The sequence below is a fragment of the Candidatus Dojkabacteria bacterium genome (genome assembly GCA_030583845.1).
GTDB lineage: Bacteria > Patescibacteriota > Dojkabacteria > SC72 > JAHDCA01.
Window position 1 is genome coordinate 162,718 of record CP129478.1, and the last position, 15,369, is coordinate 178,086.

14 protein-coding genes are annotated in these 15,369 nt (G+C 45.0%); 9 read left to right on the forward strand and 5 right to left on the reverse strand.

The features are described 5' to 3' along the window. The first annotated feature begins 124 nt into the window (after positions 1–124). From QY318_00810 to QY318_00820, 3 genes are read left to right on the forward strand one after another with little or no spacing between them, the layout of a single operon-like run. The gene (locus QY318_00810) at positions 125–400 is read left to right on the forward strand and encodes a hypothetical protein (protein WKZ31299.1); all 276 of its coding nucleotides are present in this window, start codon (positions 125–127) and stop codon (positions 398–400) included. Further along, positions 372–800, forward strand: a complete 429-nt coding sequence (locus tag QY318_00815; GenBank protein ID WKZ31300.1) for a hypothetical protein — start codon at positions 372–374, stop codon at positions 798–800. Before QY318_00810 ends, QY318_00815 begins: the two co-directional genes overlap by 29 nt. A gap of 16 nt (positions 801–816) precedes the next feature. Then, a complete protein-coding gene (locus QY318_00820; GenBank protein ID WKZ31301.1) occupies positions 817–1,560 on the forward strand; it encodes a tRNA-dependent cyclodipeptide synthase in 744 nt (247 codons plus the stop codon). Between the two features lie 6 nt (positions 1,561–1,566). Here QY318_00820 and QY318_00825 read toward each other — a convergent pair whose 3' ends face one another. After that, positions 1,567–2,361: a helix-turn-helix domain-containing protein gene (locus tag QY318_00825; GenBank protein ID WKZ31302.1), complete on the reverse strand. Its 795-nt coding sequence runs from the start codon at positions 2,359–2,361 to the stop codon at positions 1,567–1,569. 220 nt (positions 2,362–2,581) lie between these two features. Beyond that, complete coding sequence (locus tag QY318_00830) at positions 2,582–3,190, reverse strand: hypothetical protein (GenBank protein WKZ31303.1); 609 nt, start codon at positions 3,188–3,190, stop codon at positions 2,582–2,584. 200 nt (positions 3,191–3,390) lie between these two features. On the opposite strand from QY318_00830, the gene QY318_00835 reads away from it, so the two are divergent. Both QY318_00835 and QY318_00840 read left to right on the forward strand, forming a co-directional pair. Next, positions 3,391–5,325, forward strand: a complete 1,935-nt coding sequence (locus QY318_00835; protein WKZ31304.1) for a DNA gyrase subunit B — start codon at positions 3,391–3,393, stop codon at positions 5,323–5,325. Positions 5,326–5,465: 140 nt separating this feature from the next. Continuing rightward, a complete protein-coding gene (locus tag QY318_00840) occupies positions 5,466–6,293 on the forward strand; it encodes a DUF4013 domain-containing protein (protein WKZ31305.1) in 828 nt (275 codons plus the stop codon). 28 nt (positions 6,294–6,321) lie between these two features. Here the strand turns inward: QY318_00840 and QY318_00845 are convergent, their stop codons facing one another. Next, a complete protein-coding gene (locus QY318_00845; protein ID WKZ31306.1) occupies positions 6,322–7,188 on the reverse strand; it encodes a hypothetical protein in 867 nt (288 codons plus the stop codon). 431 nt (positions 7,189–7,619) lie between these two features. Between QY318_00845 and QY318_00850 the strand changes: the two genes are divergently transcribed. Then, entirely contained in the window at positions 7,620–10,283 is a 2,664-nt protein-coding gene (locus QY318_00850) for a DNA gyrase subunit A (protein ID WKZ31586.1), read from the forward strand. 98 nt (positions 10,284–10,381) lie between these two features. Here the strand turns inward: QY318_00850 and QY318_00855 are convergent, their stop codons facing one another. Further along, on the reverse strand, positions 10,382–11,398 hold the full coding sequence (locus QY318_00855) for a hypothetical protein (protein WKZ31307.1): 1,017 nt from the start codon (positions 11,396–11,398) through the stop codon (positions 10,382–10,384). 166 nt (positions 11,399–11,564) lie between these two features. Between QY318_00855 and QY318_00860 the strand changes: the two genes are divergently transcribed. Then, a complete protein-coding gene (locus QY318_00860; GenBank protein WKZ31308.1) occupies positions 11,565–12,371 on the forward strand; it encodes a helix-turn-helix domain-containing protein in 807 nt (268 codons plus the stop codon). Between the two features lie 779 nt (positions 12,372–13,150). On the opposite strand, the gene QY318_00865 is transcribed toward QY318_00860, so the two are convergent. Continuing rightward, positions 13,151–13,456, reverse strand: a complete 306-nt coding sequence (locus QY318_00865; GenBank protein WKZ31309.1) for a potassium channel family protein — start codon at positions 13,454–13,456, stop codon at positions 13,151–13,153. A gap of 156 nt (positions 13,457–13,612) precedes the next feature. Between QY318_00865 and QY318_00870 the strand changes: the two genes are divergently transcribed. Beyond that, positions 13,613–14,302, forward strand: coding sequence for a hypothetical protein (locus tag QY318_00870; protein WKZ31310.1), 690 nt, complete (start codon positions 13,613–13,615; stop codon positions 14,300–14,302). A gap of 13 nt (positions 14,303–14,315) precedes the next feature. Further along, the gene (locus QY318_00875) at positions 14,316–15,293 is read left to right on the forward strand and encodes a M15 family metallopeptidase (GenBank protein ID WKZ31311.1); all 978 of its coding nucleotides are present in this window, start codon (positions 14,316–14,318) and stop codon (positions 15,291–15,293) included. Positions 15,294–15,369: the final 76 nt, after the last annotated feature.

Sequence of the window (15,369 nt, forward strand, 5' to 3'; positions counted from 1 at the left end):
TTGGGGACAGCCGAATGCGCAAAGGGACCAGTTGGCCTCTAACATTTTCATTTTTCGAGTTCGGACAATTTACCAAAGGTCTGAAATTTTTAGCCCTATGACACATCTACTAATTAACCAAAACGTGAACCTCCGCCGCGAATACCTTATCGGGAAGATAAACGAATATCTTGGCACAAGCTTTGAGAAATTCGCCCAATTACACGGTAACCCTGATATACATATTATTGAGTTCACCGAGGGTGAGTCTATAAAGATAGAAGATGTAAAACAGCTCCAGAAGGAGCTGATTTTTCAGCCATTTAAAGAGAAGTACCAGCTGGGAATTATCTGTTATGCCCACAATATGACGGCTCGAGGCACAGAACGCGATGTTGAAAGCGCTAGAGGAGCAGGGTGAGCGGACTTTGTATTTTTTGTTGGTGGATAGTGAGAGTGGGGTGTTGGATACGATTGTTTCGAGGTGTGTCAGGCATTATGTGAAGAGCGAAAATTTTGATGTATCTCTTGCAAATAATAAACAAATTGCAGACATAGATGTAAGAAATGCCTCTATTGCTTCTCTATTTGCCTTAATAAGTGAATTATCAGATGAGCAGCCTATCCCGCAAAATCTGATAAAACAGATGACTGACAAAGCGTTGGCTGAATGTCTAGAAGAAGAAGACTGGGAGGCTAAAGGAAAGTATACACAACTCATAGTATTACTAGGCGAATCGCTCAAACGACTAGAATCGAATAGTAGCCCCAGACTTTTACTGGAGAACTGTGTGCTGAAATACAAGAAATCTTCCCCATAGTGTAGTATAATCCACCATGAAAAATGAGATCACTCAGATACCAATGATAATAGAACAGCAAACAGCTTTGGGAACAAATGCTCTCTTGAACCCAGGAAAATATAATGGATTTATGGGAATAAGCATTCAACACAAATTTTTCGCTCCAAAGAGAATGCAGTACTATATCGAATGGGGAAGCAAGGTCTTTAAGAATTTTGCCATAGTTCTAATGGACGACCCTGATAGGTACAACTTTGAAGTCTTTAATTCTCTTAATGCAGATGAAGCGCTGACCAAGGCTAGAAATATATCTGATGAGAAGAAGCGAAGCTACGAGAAGTTAATTACAGCCCTCCAAACAGATAATGTCAGAATTCTGCAATTCCGTGACTTCGCCGATAATGAAGAGTATAAAAATATCCTTCGCCAACTGAAGGAGTTCTCTGTTTCAGACCAGTCATTCCACGGTGACTTGAGAAACTTAATGAGGATGGGCATTGGTGGAAAACTCAAGGAGATGCAAGAATCACGAAACATCCCGGACAGTGAGATGAGAGATACGATAGAAGTACTTCTAAACTATGCGATTGAAGAACTGGCGTCTATAATATACTTCACAGAGTACGGATATCCAATCGAGGTTGACCCAACAATAGAGTTTACAACTAAAACATATCTATACGATAATAACTTCCCAAGGATTTCTCAGTCGCTAGCCCTAACGAATAGAGGGCACATATACGCACATCCGGAGTGTGCGAAGAAAGACACTTACTAGGATCTACTAGTCCATAATGTCCCACAAATACTTGTGGAGCATTTTTATACTTCCTGCGATGTGTGGCGACTCAATTACAGTTGCTCTAGGAATCTTATCTCCCAAGTCGATAATCGCAACCTTTTGATCAAAAACTATAATATCTGCGAAGTAGATTCCGTCATCTTTCTTAGCTGAAGGCAAAAGTTTGACATGATACCTATCAATCGCCTGTGATGTAGTCACCTCTTTATCTTTTGAGGATCCGACGAGAATATCCCAGTACTCTCTCCGTTTGTTTTCATCAAAAGCCTTTACCCACAGATCCATGCTGTCTGGGTATACTTCATAATACCTTGATAGGTCAGCAAAAGAATAAACTGTGTCTGCCTTCAATATCTCATCGTAAACTGGCCATACCTCTCTCTTACCTTCAAAATATTTAATCACAACATTCGAATCGGTTGCCTGACCTGGTATAAACTCATAGAGTGCATTAACAAACCCCTCAAACTTATTCTCCAAATCATCCAAATTCCTCTGCTGATTCTCCAGATCCAACTTCCTATCCATCAAAAGCAGTTTCGCTTTATTTGGCTCCTCGGCTACAAGCTTCTTGCGAGCGCCTTTGAAGGTCTGACTCACCAAGCCTTTCTGGATTAGTCGCTCAACATTCTCACGAACAGTCGTACGAGGGATCGTTGATTTGCGGGTCAATTCGGCGATAGAGGAGGGGCCTAATTCGAGAAGGTCCACGTACAACTGGGCCTCAGTATCGGAAATACCGAGCTTTCCTAAAAAGTCTGTTACTGCTTTTTCCATTTGGAGATCTATTAAAAGTTACCCTACCTAATGAACCGACTGACTCGCCCGCCTACTTAACGCACCTTGAAAACGGCGTACCTATACGACGTCATTTCTCAAGAGTGACTTGTAGTGTAGCTAGCGCCAACTCATTAAGTCCTCTTTATTCTACTACAACGGGATAATTAGTGTCAACATGGTGCGCCACTAAGCAAAATGGGCCGATTGAGGCGCCAGTCTAGACTTTTGATTCCAACTCATCCTCGAGCTTGGAAAGTTTGGCTTCTAACGATGCCACTTTCGCCTCGAGTCGGGCAGCATCTGTAGCACCGCTCATGCCGTAACTTACATACACAACCAGCACAACCAGAACCATAGACATGATTAATGCAATAAGCCGCAAAAAGCCGGCAAGGATGTCCACAAAAATAGGGTATAGGTTCTCGGTAAAGTAGCCTTCGCTCTCAGACTCAGTAGCTTCATCCTCCTGACTGCTGGCATCGTCATCGCTATCAGAGTCTCGTAAATTGTTAAGGAAATCGGACAGTCGATCTGTAATATCGTCAACATTGCCCACAGAATCCTTCACGATATTTAGAAAAACGAATTGCTCATCCAGTTCTACAATTCTGTCGTGTACACCAGATGCCTGGAGCAGTTTATCGGAGGTCCATGTATATATTTGTGGTAGTAGCAAGGCTGTAACAACACCTATAATTCCTAAGGCATAAAGCACTTTTAGCCCAACCGACATCACCGAGAAAAGTTTTTTCCGCATGAAAAGCGCTGCGGAGAGGAGAAAGAGTATTGCCAATATTATGACGGTAAAGATCGTATAGATCTGCATCTTGGGTTAATTATTAATTTTACTTAATGAATTATAACATCGGAGATTAATTGCTCACATCGGAGATTAATTGCTCAGACCCGATCGGGTCTGAGCAATTCAGGGCAGACCCAACAAGGGCGTCCCAGTTCTGGGACGCCCCATTCTATATCCACCTCCCCTTGAATTCCGACGCCCTCTAGTCTAAGATACCTAGCGTTATGCCAAAGACACCAAAACCAACAAACAACGAAAAATACGACGCCTCCAAGATTGAGGTGCTCCAAGGATTAGAGGCTGTCCGCAAGCGACCGGCTATGTACATCGGTTCTACAGACAAAGCTGGCTTACACCATATCTTCAAAGAAGTCATTGACAACACCGTAGACGAAGCGATTGCCGGATTCTGTAATCACGTAATTGTGACGGTTCAGAAGGATGGCGGTATGGAAGTATCTGACAACGGACGAGGTATGCCTGTCGACTTCCACCAGCAGACCAAAGTATCAGCCCTTGAGACTATCATGACTAACCTGCATGCTGGCGGTAAGTTCGGTGGTGGTGCATATAAAGTATCGGGTGGTTTGCACGGTGTGGGTATCAAGTGTACCAATGCGCTATCTAGCAAGATGGTCACTACTGTTTATAAGGATGGCAAGATTTACGCACAAGAGTATTCACAAGGAAAGAAGAAAACCGAGGTTAAAGAACTAGGCAAGACAGATAAGTCAGGAACCACACATCTGTTTTATCCTGACGAGACGATCTTTGACACTGTCGAGTGGGATAACAATATGATTACCAAGATCTGCCGTGAATTTGCATATCTGACGGCTGGACTTAGATTCACACTGATTGACCAGCGAGTAGAGGAGGGTCAGCCACCAAAGATCTTCGAGCTATATTTCGAAAATGGTGTTGAGTCATTCGTTCAGTTCATGAATATGGATGAGAAGGCAGTGGGTGAAGTATTCTATGCAAAAGGGGAGGATCAAAATGTACTTGTCGAGACCGCAATCCAGTACAACAACTCACTCGACGAGAATGTAAAATGCTACGCCAACAACATTATCAACCCTGAGGGTGGTACACACCTGGCAGGCTTCCGTGCCGCACTTACGAAGGCAATCAATGATTATGCCGGAGCAAACGAAATGCTCAAGGGCATGAACGGCACTTTGACCGGTGACGACGTGCGCGAGGGATTGACCGCAGTTATCTCAGTAAAAGTAAGCGACCCACAATTTGAAGGCCAGACCAAGATCAAGCTGAACAACCCAGAAGTGAAGCCTGTCGTGCAAAAAGTGGTAAAAGATGCCTTAACGACTTACTTTAACGAGCACCCAGCGGAAGCGAAAGCCATAATCGGCAAGGCTATTTTGTCTAACAAGGCCCGCGCAGCAGCAAAAGCCGCCCGCGATGCAGTCGTGCGAAAAGGCGCGCTTGAGGGTGGAGGCTTGCCAGGTAAGCTGGCGGATTGCTCGAGTAAGAACCCTGAGGAGTGCGAACTGTTCCTGGTCGAGGGTGACTCGGCTGGTGGATCTGCAAAGCAGGGCCGCGACCGTGGTACTCAGGCGGTATTGCCATTGAGAGGTAAGGTGATAAATACCCAGAAGTATAGATTGGATAGGGTTTTGGCCAACAACGAAATCAAAGATATTATCACAGCACTTGGAATTGGAATTGGTGAGACTTTGGATGTCAGCAAGTTGAGATATCATAAGCTGATATTGATGACTGACGCTGATGTAGATGGCCAGCACATCACCACACTTATACTCACAGTGCTATTTAGATTCTTCAGACCGTTGATCGAGCAGGGATATGTGTACGTAGCACAGCCACCACTGTTCAAAGTTGAGGTTGGGAAACAAAAGTACTACTTCATTAACGATGCTGAAAAAGATAAGTTCGTAGCCAAAGCAAAAGCGGCTGGCAAAACACCAGTGATCAACCGCTTTAAAGGGCTAGGTGAGATGAATCCAGACCAGCTTGCCGAAACCACAATGAATAAAGAAACCAGAGTATTAAAGAGAGTTAGCATCGAGGACATGGAAGAGGCAGAGAAGGTGTTCGAAGTGCTGATGGGCGACGAGGTTCCACCTCGACGCCGATTCATTCAGACAAATGCTCGCATGGCTACATTGGACGTGTAGTTTCAGACTCTTAATCAATTTCGAAATTACTTTTCCCTTTAGTTAAAGGCTTTATCATTGTCGCTCAGACCCGGTCGGGTCTGAGCACTTCGGGTCTGACCGTGTTATAATCAGCCAATTCATTTATTACCATTACACACATGATGAAATTCGATGTGGTCGAAGTTTTTAAATACCCAACGCTCGACAAAGAATGGGTGAGGAAGCTAGTGATGATCACTGCACCATTGGCGGTCGTTTATCTAATCAGCAGCCTGATCAGGTTTAGCTCAAATATACTAGATGTATTATCTGAATTCAGTGATACAGCCGACGATTTTACATATTTACTAATCTACATGGGGCTAATCGGAGTCGCACTGCTGTTTTCGCTGGCATCATTACCATTAATGCTGTACATCAGCGGTTATACACTTGAAGCTACTAGAAGTGTAATGGCAGGCAACAGAGATACACTTCCAGAGCATGTAGAGATCGGTCATAAAATGCTCGATGGGCTTAAGCTATGGCTTGCGAGATTGCCTTACTATATAGGGCTAACATTGGCCTGGGTAATTGCATTGGCAATCTTCTTTTTTGGTGCAGTAGTCTCATTTACAGATGGCGGCAGCATTCCTATTGGAGTAGTGATGATGATTTTCGCTGGACTACTTGTGCTTGCAATGATCGCGGTATCATTCGTGCTTACATTTTTTGTAATGCCAACAACAACTTACCAATATCTGAAATATAACTCCGTTACCGCCGCTTGGGATCTGAAGAAGGTGTATCGAATATCAAAGCTTAACTGGAAGAACTTCGGCTTATCAGAGCTGATCACGTATGTGGCCTCAATAATCACAGGCATTGTGAGTTTCGTGCTTACTTTCTGTCTTATTGGATGGATCGCACAAGCGGCTGGCTTTGTATGGCTTGGACTAGTAAGGGCTAGGCTTCTGGGTCAGGCGTTTGCAGAGGCTGAAGAGTAGCGGAATGTAGCCGAATTAACTGCTCGGATCAAGCTGACTTCTCCGAATAGGGCAGCTTAAGTATTTCTACGAAAACACTAAACACATCAGCTGCCCTAAGAAGAATCCGATAAACAGGTTCATTTTCTTTTACAGCAGACATATTAAAATTTTCTGTAATTATTGATGTTACCATGTCTATTACAAGGTCTTCCTCCTTGTTCGGTACTCCTATTGGATAGACATCAGGCCTGATGTGCATTGTGTAGGCATTGGCCTTTGACCCAAAATCAACATATGCGCGGTACATAAGATTCATTATACTTGGTACACCAGTGATAATTGCGGCAGCATAAAATGAGAATAGTTGGCTCGGCTCGACATCGCTTGAATTAAGTACTTCAACGGAAGGCCTTAGCTCTGCAGGGAGTGTACCTATAAACCCATCTAAAAATGTGCTTGTAATATTAAATTCCGCTCCCGGCGCTGACACGAAATCACTTTGAGCGGCCCTAACTACCTTAATCACATACTGCATAGATTCGCTATACTGGTTTGCCAGCTCTCTCGTGAATTGCTCAAAACTTCCGCTTACATAAGTAACAAACGATTCTTGATAAGTAGGTAGGGCGTAGTGGTCTGGAATTTCTATACGCAAGGAGTTTTTACCCACGGCCAGTCTAGACAAAACAGACTGGCCATCATCATTCGTCCCACACCAATACATAGGTACGAAGACTCCATCAGGGAGTTCCTTCATCAGATTCTGAGAGTGCGTTATTAGAGTAGATAGGTAGCCTGGGGCTTTCTCATGAAGAACCAATCCAAGTTCCTGATAATATTCGGGAAGAGTTTTCAAGAGGTTAACTTGATCAGCACTATCAGATCTGGTGGTTATAATTTCAACAGTTGGCATTGCTTTTACCTAATCAATCGAAGCCTATAAGGTGATTCTACATTTCCGGAAGCACTTCTGCAACAGATTTCACAAGCCCATAAATTTATAGTATGATAGACCTCGACCAGACAAAAACCATTTAGATAAAGCAAAAACCTCATTTTATACAGCAAAACATGGCAGAGAAGAAAGAGAAAAAAACAGCAACACCAAAGCCCGAAAAGAAGAGTCTAGAAAAGGATACAGTGAAGGACGAGTTGTTAAAACGAGCCGAAGAAACCGCCACCGAGGCAGCCGATAACAGCCAGACCGAAGATGTAGCAGACCAGCAGGTTAACCCAGATGGCGACCCATTAGAGCCTACAATTGGAGGCGGTGGAGATGAGGATCTCGATTTCACACCTACATTCAACCCAGGTGAGGTAGTCCAGCAATCAATCGTCCGCGAGATGAAGAACAACTATCTCGACTACTCAATGTCGGTCATAGTTGCGCGTGCGCTCCCTGAATCAAAAGATGGCTTGAAGCCATCACAGAGAAGAGTGCTCGTAGCCATGAACGACCTTAACCTCACACCGACAGCACATTACAGGAAGTCTGCAAAGATCGCCGGTGATACTTCAGGTAACTACCACCCACACGGTGAGTCGATCGTATACCCAACGATGGTGAAGCTTGCGCAAGACTTTAGTACTAGATATCCGCTAGTAGATGGACAGGGTAACTTCGGCTCGGTAGACGGAGATCCACCAGCTGCTATGCGTTACACAGAGGCCAGGATGTCGAAGATTACCGGCATGATGCTGCAGGATCTCGATAAAGGCACGGTTACATTCATCCCGAACTATGATGGTACTAAGCTTGAACCAACAGTACTTCCAACAGTTTTCCCGAACCTGCTATGCAATGGTAGCGATGGTATCGCTGTCGGTATGGCAACTAAGATCCCTCCACACAACCTGACAGAGGTAGTGGCAGCATTGAGAGAGATGATCAAGCAGGGAAGCACATGGGAGGGTAAGGCAATCTACAATGAGCTGAGACTAAACCGCGAGAAGCAGGAGAGCATCCCGAAGACATTGAATTCAAAGCCGGCAAGCTATATAGAGAACTATGTACTCGAGCATGAGCTCAACTATGAAGAGAAGGTAGCCGAGATTGAGGCGCAGCTCAACGAGACACCTTCAAACGGTGATCAGCAGGTAACTCTTTACCCTAAATTTGAATCAGAGATCACTCCAGATCAGCTTATCGAAATCATCCCAGGGCCTGACTTCCCACTCGGAGGCACCATCTATGACCAGAAAGAGATCCTGAGCGCTTACTCTACTGGGCGAGGTCGAGTATTGATGAGAGCGGCAGCCAAGATCGAGGATGGCAAGAAGGGAAAGATGGAGATTATCATTACAGAGATCCCATATCAGGTAAATAAGGCAATGTTGATCACCAAGATCGCAGATCTGGTGAAAGAGAAGAAGATAACCGGTATCTCGGACATTCGCGACGAGACCACAACCGAGGGTATGCGTATCGTCATCATCCTGAAGAAAGATGCACAGCCAAAGACAGTCTTGAACAAGCTTTACAAATATACCCAGATGCAGATGGCTTTCAATGCCAATATGATCTCGCTGGTAGAGCAGGAGCCACAGACGCTCTCGTTGAAGAGGATGTTGGAATTGTTCTTAGACTTCAGACTCACTGTAACTATTCGTCGATATGAATTCGACTTGGCTCAAGCACGATATCGAGGGCATATATTGGAAGGGTTGCTGAAGGCTTTAGACATACTGGATGAAATTATCTCAACGATACGTGAATCTAAGGAGCAAGAAGAGGCCAAGACCAACTTGATCGAGAAATTTGAATTCACCGATGTGCAAGCTCAAGCGATCCTGGACATGCAGCTAAAGAAATTGGCTGCACTCGAGCGCGAGAAGCTGCAGGACGAATTTAAAACCCTCTCAGAGAAGATTAAAGAGTACAACAAGATATTGTCATCTGAGGATGAGGTACTGAAGGTAATCGACAGCGACCTCAAAGAGCTAGTTGAGAAATATGGTGACGATCGCCGAACCAAAGTGGTAAAAGGAAAAGCGGGAGAATTCTCAGAGGAGGATCTAGTCGCCAACGAAGAATCGTTTGTAACAATTAGCCATGAGGGCTATATCAAGCGACTTCGCCCAGACACATACCGCACTCAGAAGCGAGGAGGCAAGGGTGTCGCAGGCGCCTCAGTCAAAGAGGGCGACTATATTAAGCATGCATTCTCATGTATGGCTCACGACGACCTGCTGTTATTTACCAACAAAGGTAAAGTATTCCAGACGAAAGTACATGAAGTACCGGAATTTAGCCGCACAGCCAAAGGTCTACCATTGGTAAACCTAGTAGCTTTGGACCAAGGCGAATTGGTAACCAGCGTATTGACCAAAGGCAAGGGTGGCGTGATGGGCGAGGACGAGATCCAGGAGGATCAAGACGAGAAGAAGGTAGTGACCCCAAGAGAGTTCAAATATCTATTCATGGCCACCAAGAAGGGTGTAGTGAAGAAGACTGAGATATCCGATTTCGACAAGATCCGCACCAATGGATTGATCTCGATCAACCTCGACGGCGACGACGAGCTCGAATGGGTCAAAGCAACTACAGGTGACGAGCATATCATCTTGGTAACTCGCGAGGGGCGATCAATTCGCTTCCATGAGGAGGATGTGAGACCGACTGGACGTGCCACACGAGGTGTTACAGGAATCCGCTTCAAATCAGGAGAAGACGAGATCGTCTCTATGAACGCAGTACGTGATGACGAGAACCAGCTATTTACACTTTCTGAGTATGGCTATGGCAAGATGACCAAGCTTAGTGATTATCCGTTGCAGGGTAGGGGAGGCTCTGGTGTCTTTACATTCAGAGTGACCAATAAGACTGGTCGTGTTGCTGTTGCTCGCGTTATGGACCATCCGAATCGCGAGATCGTGATCATCTCGGAGAGCGGTGTTGTTATTCGCTCCTCGATTGAGAGCATCCCAACGCTGGGTCGTCAGACTTCGGGCGTGAAGGTGATGAGCATGAAGGGTGACGATATGGTTGCGGCGATGGCGATTCTGTAGCCATCAGTTCTTACTTGCTGTGAGCAGTTTGAGGCGGGCAATGTTGAGCATGGTTTTATACTTTAGGTGATAAGTATTCAGATAAGAAATCTGCACAGCTATCTCCCACGGTAAGCACCACGGTCCGGTCTATGATTTCTCCAATTATTATGCGTATACGGCGGAGGTCGATGACCATACCTTGCATGATTAGCCCTATTTCTACCAGTATAGGCATACACTCCGCTTTGTTTGTTGCTACCATTAACTTTAATGCCTTTGTAGAGAAGATAATCATTCGTAGCCCCACGGAACAAGCTGTCCCTAGCAGGGTCTACACCATACTGAAAAGGTACCTGATCAGGCGTTCCGTATATTTCAGTAAATTTACCACACAGATTCTGGAGTCCTCCATTTGGATCACTGTAATAAAGCATCTCGTAGAATTCGCCAAAGCCTGGGTCAAGATCCTTAGAGATACTGACAAGTCTGCAAGTGCTAAACCAAGCAGGTGCTTCTATATCACTCTGTGTAATCATCGTATCGATTGAGCGGATAATATCTGCAATCTCTTGGTCGCTGTATCCCTGGTCAAATAGATACATAAAGATATTAATAAACTGTCTCACATGAACCGACTCGTGATCGGCAATTATGCCAGCTACTGCCCCAGAGTAGTTAAAATCTAGATTAACCATAACTACAAATTCGCCATTCAGCCCGATCGCAGGGAAGGTTTTTCCTTGCACAGTGCCACGCCTCTCAATATCGCTTATGTATTGAATAATAAATTTATCATTCAAAGCTCTTGTGACAACAGAATTGGTTTGTGGCGGTACAGCTGCGGGGTCATATTCGACAAGTCCGCCCGATACATATAGATTTCGGATATCTGTAGCTGCAGTTGCAGCTGCGAAGTTTGCGTCTTCATTGGTAGCATCATTTATTAAAGATATTGCCACTTCACAAGTAAATGGTACTCTTTCCTCAATGTTTCCAGGTATAACTATGTAGCCTTCATTCTCAGGTATTGACGAAGTGGGCACTTGGGTAGCTTGTGCTGGTGTTTGGTTTTCATTACAGGCAACAAGTGAAGCAACTGCTGCTCCCGCTGTTAAGATTCTTGCTATTTTCATAGAGATTTAAACGCGTGAAGCAAGTAAAAGTAACATGTGACTGCGGAATACGACGTCGCAAGCAACTGCGACGACTATTACGTCGCCACAAAGCGTTACAAAACCCTTGAATATAACACTTCTTTCGGCCTATAATTATGCCGCGATTAATTAATCGACAATAGCTATGGATATATCCAATATATTTAGAGGCTTAGGCCTCGATGAAGAGCATGCAAAAATTTATGTAGCCAGCTTAGAGTGGGGCGAGACGTCGATCACCAACCTAGCTGAAAGAGCCGGTATACCGAGGACTACAGCCTATCCATTTGTGGAGGAGCTTGTAGCCTTGGGGATTCTAAAAAAATCATTAAAACATGGGAAAAAGAACTATGTGCCGGCTGAACCTGAATTTCTAGGTGAGCTTCTGGAAAGGAAGTCGAAAGAGATTCAGAACTTAAGTTCAGAATTAAATGAAAAAATGGACAGCATTCAATTATTTATGCGCAAAGGCGAAAATAAGCCACGCCTGACCTACCTGGAAGGTGCAGATGGGATCAAGCAGGCATATGAGATGAGCTTTGAAGCCGAGAAATTAGGCGAAGAGGTATGGATTCAGTGTCTGACAGAGGATTACAAGGGTGTGGTAGACGGTGGATTCTTCGATAGCTATTTTAAGCGATTCTTTGCCTCAAAGATTAAGTCGAAGGAGATTTTGACAGCCGGAGATGAGGAGTACGCAGCTAAATGGGGCTCAGAGAAAAATCTACAGCTACTGGTGGATGTAGGGGATAGGCCTACAGAAACGGATTTTATGGTCTACGGCAACAAAGTGATTTTCGTATCTTTTAACAAGGAGGCACCGTATGCGCTTGTAGTAGAGGATAAAGAGATTGCCTACTGTGTGAAGAATCTCTACAGTCTTGCTTGGAGAAGTGCGGCAGTCAGCGATCCAAGGGTAAAGAGAGGGGAGAGGGTGAGGACGGAGTTTTAGGGCAGACCCGAGTTGCTCAGACCCGTGCGGGTCTGAGCAACTGGAAAATTTCAGAAATTTTTAATGATCATCCTGTATAAATAGGACATAGGCAAACATCGAGACAACCGTCAGCTACAAAAAGGAGCCTATTACCACATATATAATCGAGGTAATAGAAAACAGCTAATCGCTCCAAGCCAAGAGGATTACAAAAGATACCTCGAGTTGATGTGGTATTTTTTCATGAAGTTTGAGCAAGAACTTCTCGCCTTTTGTTTCATGCCAAACCACTACCATTTTCTTGTTAGGATTAACGAAGTTGATAAGTTTGTGAAGCTCATGCGAGGATTTGGCTCTGCCTCCGCGATTTATTTCAATAAAAAATATAACACTGTCGGACATCTATGCCAGGGACGATACAGACATAGAGTTGTCGAAGAGGGAGTAGACCTGATTTACATGAGCCGATACATTCACCGAAACCCACTAAAGAAGCTTACCTTCAGTACTGATAAATCATCCAAGAGCTACATTAATTATAAATGCTCTTCACTTGAGAATTATCTTTCCGCAAATAGCCCAAATGAACATCTGCGTACAGATTACGTGCTTGAATACTTTAAGAGCCGAAGTCATTATTTGAAATTTGTTCAATCTGAAAATTTCGCAACTCATCTTCGATCGATAAAACGGCCTTCACGACTACTTGCACAAGTCCAGGCCAGAATTGAAAACGAGGCGACTCGGGGTTTAGATTATTAGCTTGCTCAGACCCGAACGGGTCTGAGCAATTGCACTCAAACCTGCTTTTTCCTGACTTTTTTCTCCACCCGCCTATCCAGCCTTCTCGACCCTAAGAAGCTGAATGATGATACCGCCATTGTCACGCCGATCAGTATATAGAAAGTGGTAAAAATCCTTGAAACCTCAGTAGTTGGATGGAGATCTCCATACCCAACGGTCGCAAGTGTAGTTACGGAGAAATAAAACGACTGGATATATGTCCAACCTTCAAGTATCGGGTACACAAAAGTCCCCAGCAGGATAAAGAATACAACAACCCCTAAAACGATCCCAACATCTGTGCCTTTTACCTTGCCCATAGATATGCCATACCAAATTTAATCTCTGTATCTGTATCGTATCAAAAACACTGGTATAAAGCCAGATCCCTTTATTGCTCAGACCCGATCGGGTCTGAGCAATAAAGGTCTGAGTGACTACGGTCTGACCCCGACGTTTGATATAATTAACCAGCTATGAAATCAAGCAAGAAAAGAAAACTAAACAACATCTTAAATATCTACATCGGATTAGGGGTAGCCCTCTGGATCGTGGCCGCTGTGCTAATACTCACACCGGTCGTTCCAGCGGTCGCTTACAGACTCTTCCCGCAAGCCACCGATAATGAAGTGAGCGCGCTCACTGGCCAGCTTGAAGAGGATAAAAACCGGCTCGAAGAAATTCGTGAGAAGCATGTCGATGAGACTAGAGACCCACCAGCGATTAGACCTCTGCCTCCATACGACCCGACATTGCCAAAAGAGAACCGAATAATAATAAGCAAGATTGGCGTTGACGCTGAGATACAGGAAAGCGACGATAGCACAGCGGCACTAAATGAAGGGCCGTGGAGAGTTTACAATTTCGGATTGCCAAACTATCAGGAGACGCCATTTTTTCCTGTCATTATAGCTTCGCACAGGTGGGGGGCAGTTGGTTGGAATGCTGAGCAGCGTAAGACCATGTCGTTCTACAGCCTGCCCGATACCCAGGTAGGAGATAAGATTGAAATTATCTGGAACCAGAGGAGGTACGAATATGAAATCTATGCCGCTGGAGAGACAACTCAAATAGAGGATTACTCGGGCGATCTGATCCTTTATACCTGCAAGCTTATCTGGGATTCTCCTATTAGGATATTCCGATATGCACATAGGACCAATTAACAGGAATCAGCCGATGGATCAGAAGACTCAGGTTTCATTAAAAGAGAGGTTAAATCCTAAAGGATGGTCGAGAGGCAAGTATTTTGCAGTTTGTGCGGCAATTTTATTCGTTCTCATTACTTTCACAGCCACCACCATCTACATATTTACTACTAGAGGGGATAAGCCAGCAGAGGAGATAGTGACTCAAGATCCAGCAGATGAGGCTGATGAAGACACCAAACCGGAGGAGGAAGAATTAGACGAGCAGATTGAAGAGGAGCAGACCGAAGAGCCGTCGCCAGAACCATCACCACTCCCAAGTCCGACACCATCGCCGGAACCCGGGCTGGAAACTGCACCAGATCCTGCACCGGAGCCAACAGCAAATTGGTGGAGCTACCCAACTCCTACACTGGCGACCACTCGCTCTGGAGACGATCTACTCGTGCTAGTTAACAAGCAGTATCAGCTTCCTTCAACCTACGCGCCATCCGATCTAGTGAATCTAGCTCAGCAGCCAAATTTAAATATTCGTCTTACTAGCACTTTTTACCTGCGCTCAATAGTGATAAATGACCTGCGCAACCTAGCAAATGCAGCTCAAGCTGCCGGTCTCGACATGTCGATCAAATCGGCTTACCGCTCTTATGCCACCCAGCAATCAACATATCAGTACTGGGTAAATTACAACGGAGGGAGTGTTGACGCCGCCGACCAGGTTTCGGCCAGGGCAGGGCATAGCCAGCATCAGCTAGGGACGGCAGTGGATTTCAGCAGCAGCGAGGTAGGCGACCAGATCGGGGCGGTTTTTCATGATACGGCCGCAGCAGCATGGTTGGGGAATCATGCATGGGAGTATGGCTTTGTGATTGCCTATCCGCAAGGGGCAGAGGAGATTACGCGGTATGCTTATGAGAGCTGGCATTATCGGTACATCGGTGTGGCAAATGCGGCGGAGTGGAGGGCGAGTGGGAAAACGCTTGAGGAGTGGTTGGCGGAGAGGAATTAGGTCGAACCTGTGTAAATCAGCCCTTTCGAGCTTCGACCTTTGTTGCTCAGACCCGATCGGGTCTGAGCAACAAAGA